This window comes from Microcystis sp. LE19-10.1B (assembly GCF_027530565.1).
In the GTDB taxonomy this organism is placed as follows: Bacteria; Cyanobacteriota; Cyanobacteriia; order Cyanobacteriales; family Microcystaceae; genus Microcystis; species Microcystis aeruginosa.
The window spans coordinates 1-4,778 of record NZ_JAPZQM010000477.1 but is presented as its reverse complement, the minus strand read 5'-3'; the positions used below and the strand labels follow the sequence as shown (position 1 = coordinate 4,778).

At 41.4% G+C, this 4,778-nt stretch carries 5 protein-coding genes and 1 pseudogene; 5 read left to right on the top strand and 1 reads right to left on the bottom strand.

The annotated features are described in order from the left end of the window. The first annotated feature begins 234 nt into the window (after positions 1–234). Together aroC and O9332_RS17280 are read left to right on the top strand one after the other, a co-directional pair. Positions 235–1,335 (top strand): chorismate synthase, encoded by a 1,101-nt coding sequence (gene aroC, locus O9332_RS17285; RefSeq protein ID WP_002756826.1) that lies wholly within the window; start codon positions 235–237, stop codon positions 1,333–1,335. Between the two features lie 13 nt (positions 1,336–1,348). Then, positions 1,349–2,551 (top strand): glycosyltransferase family 4 protein, encoded by a 1,203-nt coding sequence (locus O9332_RS17280; RefSeq protein ID WP_288026603.1) that lies wholly within the window; start codon positions 1,349–1,351, stop codon positions 2,549–2,551. Positions 2,552–2,810: 259 nt separating this feature from the next. Here O9332_RS17280 and O9332_RS17275 read toward each other — a convergent pair whose 3' ends face one another. Beyond that, positions 2,811–3,401, bottom strand: a complete 591-nt coding sequence (locus O9332_RS17275) for a Uma2 family endonuclease (protein ID WP_002756824.1) — start codon at positions 3,399–3,401, stop codon at positions 2,811–2,813. A gap of 76 nt (positions 3,402–3,477) precedes the next feature. Here O9332_RS17275 and O9332_RS17270 point away from each other — a divergent pair, with 76 nt between their 5' ends. The 3 genes and pseudogenes from O9332_RS17270 to O9332_RS17260 form a co-directional block, all read left to right on the top strand. Next, positions 3,478–3,762: a hypothetical protein gene (locus O9332_RS17270; protein WP_002756821.1), complete on the top strand. Its 285-nt coding sequence runs from the start codon at positions 3,478–3,480 to the stop codon at positions 3,760–3,762. After that, positions 3,759–4,178, top strand: a complete 420-nt coding sequence (locus tag O9332_RS17265; protein ID WP_002756819.1) for a type II toxin-antitoxin system VapC family toxin — start codon at positions 3,759–3,761, stop codon at positions 4,176–4,178. Before O9332_RS17270 ends, O9332_RS17265 begins: the two co-directional genes overlap by 4 nt. Before the next feature lie 79 nt (positions 4,179–4,257). Then, a pseudogene (locus O9332_RS17260) lies at positions 4,258–4,644 on the top strand (ATP-binding protein); the annotation flags it as partial. Positions 4,645–4,778 lie beyond the last annotated feature (134 nt).

The following is a 4,778-nucleotide window of genomic DNA, read 5'->3' as shown; positions in this document are numbered from 1 at the left end:
AATCCTTATCTGGCAAGAGACTTAATTGATTAGTTCGCTCTAGATAAAAAACAATTGACAAAAATCGCTAAATGCCTTTCTATATAAGGGTTCCATCCCTTATAACCCCCGTCCATTGCATAACAATTACCGAAGAGCCATAATTCATAATTCCCAACCCCCAAGCCCTATTCCCGAAAAACTGATAACCGCTCAGGTACAATAAAACCTTGAGGCTTAATAAATATTGAGATTATGGGTAACACTTTCGGACGACTATTTCGGGTTTCCACTTTTGGAGAATCTCACGGGGGTGGGGTAGGAGTGGTTATCGATGGTTGTCCCCCGCGCTTAGAAATTTCCCAAGAGGAGATTCAAATCGATTTAGACCGTCGCAAACCGGGACAAAGCAGAATCGTGACCCCGCGTCGGGAAAATGACATTTGTGAGATAATTTCGGGCGTTTTTGACGGCAAAACCCTCGGTACACCGATCGCTATTCTAGTGCGGAATCAGGATGCTCGTTCGCAAGATTACAACGAAATGGCCGAGAAATTCCGACCTTCCCATGGGGATGCCACCTACGAAGCAAAATACGGCATTCGCAACTGGAAAGGAGGAGGCAGATCTTCGGCCCGGGAAACCATCGGCCGGGTGGCCGCAGGAGCGATCGCTAAAAAAATCCTTAAATCTGTCTATAATGTCGAGATTATCGGCTATGTGAAGCGAATTAAAGATATTGAGGCAATCATCGACCCCAACACCGTCACCCTCGACGAGGTGGAAAGTAATATAGTGCGTTGTCCCAACGAGGAAACGGCCGCCCAAATGATCGCCCTGATCGACCAAATTCGCCTGGATAAGGACTCGATCGGCGGTGTGGTGGAATGTGTAGCCAGAAATGTGCCGAAAGGTCTAGGAGAACCCGTTTTTGATAAGCTAGAAGCCGATTTAGCTAAGGGGATGATGTCCTTACCCGCGAGTAAGGGATTTGAAATCGGATCGGGATTCGCGGGAACCTTCTTAACCGGCAGCGAACACAATGACGAGTATTTTATCGATGATAACGGGGAAATTCGCACCAATAGCAATCGTTCGGGGGGCATTCAAGGGGGAATCAGTAACGGTGAAAATATTATTATCCGCATCGCTTTTAAACCGACCGCGACTATCGGTAAAGAACAAAAAACCGTGACGCGCAGCGGGGAGGAAACCACCCTGGCAGCCAAAGGAAGACACGATCCTTGTGTTTTACCCCGAGCGGTCCCGATGGTAGAAGCGATGATGGCTTTGGTATTATGCGATCATCTGCTCCGTTTTCAGGGACAATGTACGATTAGCGATCGCTTTTTCTAAACCTTTACCCGCGATGAAATTTTTATTCCTTCATTCCAATTTTCCCGCCCAATTTCGCCATTTAAGCACGGTTTTGGCTCAAGACCCGGGAAATCAAGTGATTTTCGGCACTACCAGGCAAGAGGGAGAGATAGCGGGGGTAAAAAAATTTATTTACCAGGAAAGTCGCGCTGTTTCTCCCCAAACCCATCATTATGTCCGTCCCCTCGAAAGTGCGGTTTTACAAGGTCAAGCGGTTTATGGTGTTTGCCAACAACTGAAAAATCAAGGTTTTTATCCCGATATTGTCTATGCACATTCCGGCTGGGGGCCGGGCCTATTTATCAAGGATATTTTCCCGAAAACTAAGTTTTTAGCCTATTTTGAATGGTTTTATCATGCCCATGGTTCCGATGCTGATTTTGATCCGGCGGATCCCCTTAATGCTGATGCCGAGGCCCGGATTAGAATTAAAAATGCGACGATCCTCATCGATCTGGTCAGTTGCGATCGAGGTTTATCGCCGACTATCTGGCAAAAACAACAATTTCCCCCAGAATTTAACTCGAAACTCACGGTTTTACACGATGGCATCGATACGGACTATTTCTGTCCCCGTCCCGATGTGCAGTTAGTGATTCCAGAGATAGGTTTAGATTTATCCGGTGTTAAGGAGATTGTCACCTATGCAACCCGGGGAATGGAACCCTATCGCGGTTTTCCCCAATTTATGACGGCTGTTTCCCTAATTTTAGCCCGTCGGCCTAACTGTCATGTGGTGATTGTCGGTGAGGATCGAGTCGCTTATGGGAAAACTCTACCGGACGGCAAAACCTATAAACAATTGATGTTAGAAAGCCTTTCTTTGGATTTATCCCGGGTGCATTTTACCGGTTCTCTGCCCTACGGTCAATATAAACAGGTTTTACAGGCATCGGCAGCCCATATCTATCTTACTCGTCCTTTTGTGCTGTCCTGGTCAATGTTAGAGGCTATGGCCATGGGTTGCGTCGTGATTGGTTCCGATACTCCCCCCGTGCGAGAATTAATTACTGATGGGGAAAATGGTTTATTAGTGGATTTCTTTTCTCCTCAACAAATAGCCGACCGCGTGGATGAAGTGTTAAATTATCCCCAGGGTTGGCAAAATCTGCGTTTAAATGCGAGGGAAACTATCAAGCAACGCTACGACCTCAAACAATGTTTACAGTATCATCTAGATTGGTTATTGAGTTGATGAAATGAGAGCATTTTCCCAAAAATACTGTCTTTCAAAGGATTCATATCGCTATTAAATTCTTTCTCTTACAATCCTAATTCCTTCCCAAGCAGGAATATTACCTGCTCGTCTTTCTTCTAATAATACGGAGGCGATGAAACGGTTAAAAACTTGTTCCCTTGTGATAAAATATTGAGAATTTAATTCTCGGCATTCTGCAACTGTTAAGTTAACCCATAATCTTTAGATAGGCAGAAAAAATTACCATTTTATATTGTTATGTTGATTCAATAATTTTTATCCCTGCTCTAAATTCCCGCAGTGCTTGAGCATGATTTTCTGTATTAATACAGCGCATCAATAAGCCTACATCTAAACTCGGTAAAAGTTGCGATTTACTAACAGCTTCATATCCCTCATTTCCTAAACTATAAAACAATAACTCATCATTCATCCAAAACCAAACTTCGGGAATTTGTAAGCGTTTGTATGCTTCCAGTTTATTAATTCCTCCACTACTAACAACCACCTCAATCACTAAATCAGGATGTTTTCTATTTGCTCCCAACTCATAGGATTTATCACCTTCTCTTTTAACCTTTTCAAATTCATTTTCTAAGGTGACAGAACCAGTAGGAGTAAAATCTAATCCCAAAAATTCTAAATAAATTTCTAGTAAAGCACCAATACGTTCTTTGATGGTTTCGTGTTTTTTCCCTGGCATTTTTCTAATCTCCAAAACTCCATCTAAAAAAGATAACCTTAACCCTGGGCGATCGATTAGCTGTTCAACAGCTTTAAATTCTCTCCAGGTTAAGTCACTAATTAAAATTGGTTCTGCTTCTCGTTCAATGAGTGTAGTTATCATAATTTAAACCCAAATTTAGAGCGTGAATTTTGTTCACTATGATATGATATAAAAACAGAGTATCATAAAAAACATCATGCAAGCATACAAACTCAAAGGAAAAATTGATCAATCTGGTAACTTGCTGATTACCGAACCATTGAATTTACCCCCCGGAAATGTGGAAATTGTAGTCTGGGCAGCCACAGATACCCTTGATCATACCACAACCCCAACCACTGAACCAGCACCAGAAGCACCAAAAAGAAAATCTAGGATCAAAGCATTTCAGGGTTTATTTGAAAATGCCCCTGCCATTCCGGCAGACTTTGATCCAGATCAAGCTAAATATGAATATTTAAAGGAGAAATATAACCTGTGAAAATCCTGATAGATACTAATATCATTATTGATAATGCCTTAGAAAGAGAACCTTTTTGGAATGCAAGTGAACAAGTTTTATCACTAATTGAAAAAGGCACAATTGCAGGTTATATTTCCGCCTCAACTTTTAGTGATTTGTATTATATTATCCGTAAAGCAAGAGGTCGAGATTGGACGCTTACTTATTTAAAGCAGTTAATTACTTTTTGTCAAATTGCTACAGTAAATCAGGCTGCAATTATAATGGCTTTCACAACCAATTTTCAGGATTTTGAAGATTCTATTCAATACTCTACCGCGGTAGTTAATAAATTGGATGCAATTATTACCCGTAATCCTCAAGATTTCCCCATTGTCACACCACGAATTATCACTCCTGAACAATTAATTGCCGAATTAACCAACTCTCATTAGCAAATTTAGTGGTTTTAATAATGTATCGGGAGCATAAAAAATGTCTAAACTTAAAGAGTTCATCTATTACCAAAATTCTATGACTCGCTGGTTTAATATTGCAGGTCCCTGTTCAGACGATATCCACTATATGCTCTCTCCCACAGTCAGATTACCAGATTTAGAGGAGCTAATTCAACAACGTAGTTATTTTGTTCTTCACGCACCACGACAAACGGGGAAAACCACCGCTATGTTATCCCTAGCAAAACAATTGACTGATACTGGAAATTATGCCGCAGTCATGGTATCCGTAGAAGTAGGAAGTGCATTTAATCATGATCCTACTGCCGCAGAATTAGCAATTTTAGGGGCATGGTATAATACAATTGAGGATAGTTTACCTGAAGAATTACAACCAGCTGCTAAACAATGGCAACAGGAAGAACCAGGAAGCAGAATTAAGGCTTTTTTAAGAAGTTGGGCTCTTCGGTTTGTGTTATGCAATGGACGGGGATTATAAGGGATGGAACCCTTATATAGAAAGGCATTTAGCGATTTTTGTCAATTGTTTTTTATCTAGAGCGAACTAATCAATTAAGTCTCTTGCCAGATAAGGAT

What these genes read in the sequence shown, in the direction of transcription:
- aroC (WP_002756826.1), top strand. Translation starts at nt 235, where the DNA reads ATGGGTAACACTTTCGGACGACTATTTCGGGTTTCCACTTTTGGAGAA.
- O9332_RS17280 (WP_288026603.1), top strand. Translation starts at nt 1,349, where the DNA reads ATGAAATTTTTATTCCTTCATTCCAATTTTCCCGCCCAATTTCGCCAT.
- O9332_RS17275 (WP_002756824.1), bottom strand. Translation starts at nt 3,401, where the DNA reads ATGATAACTACACTCATTGAACGAGAAGCAGAACCAATTTTAATTAGT.
- O9332_RS17270 (WP_002756821.1), top strand. Translation starts at nt 3,478, where the DNA reads ATGCAAGCATACAAACTCAAAGGAAAAATTGATCAATCTGGTAACTTG.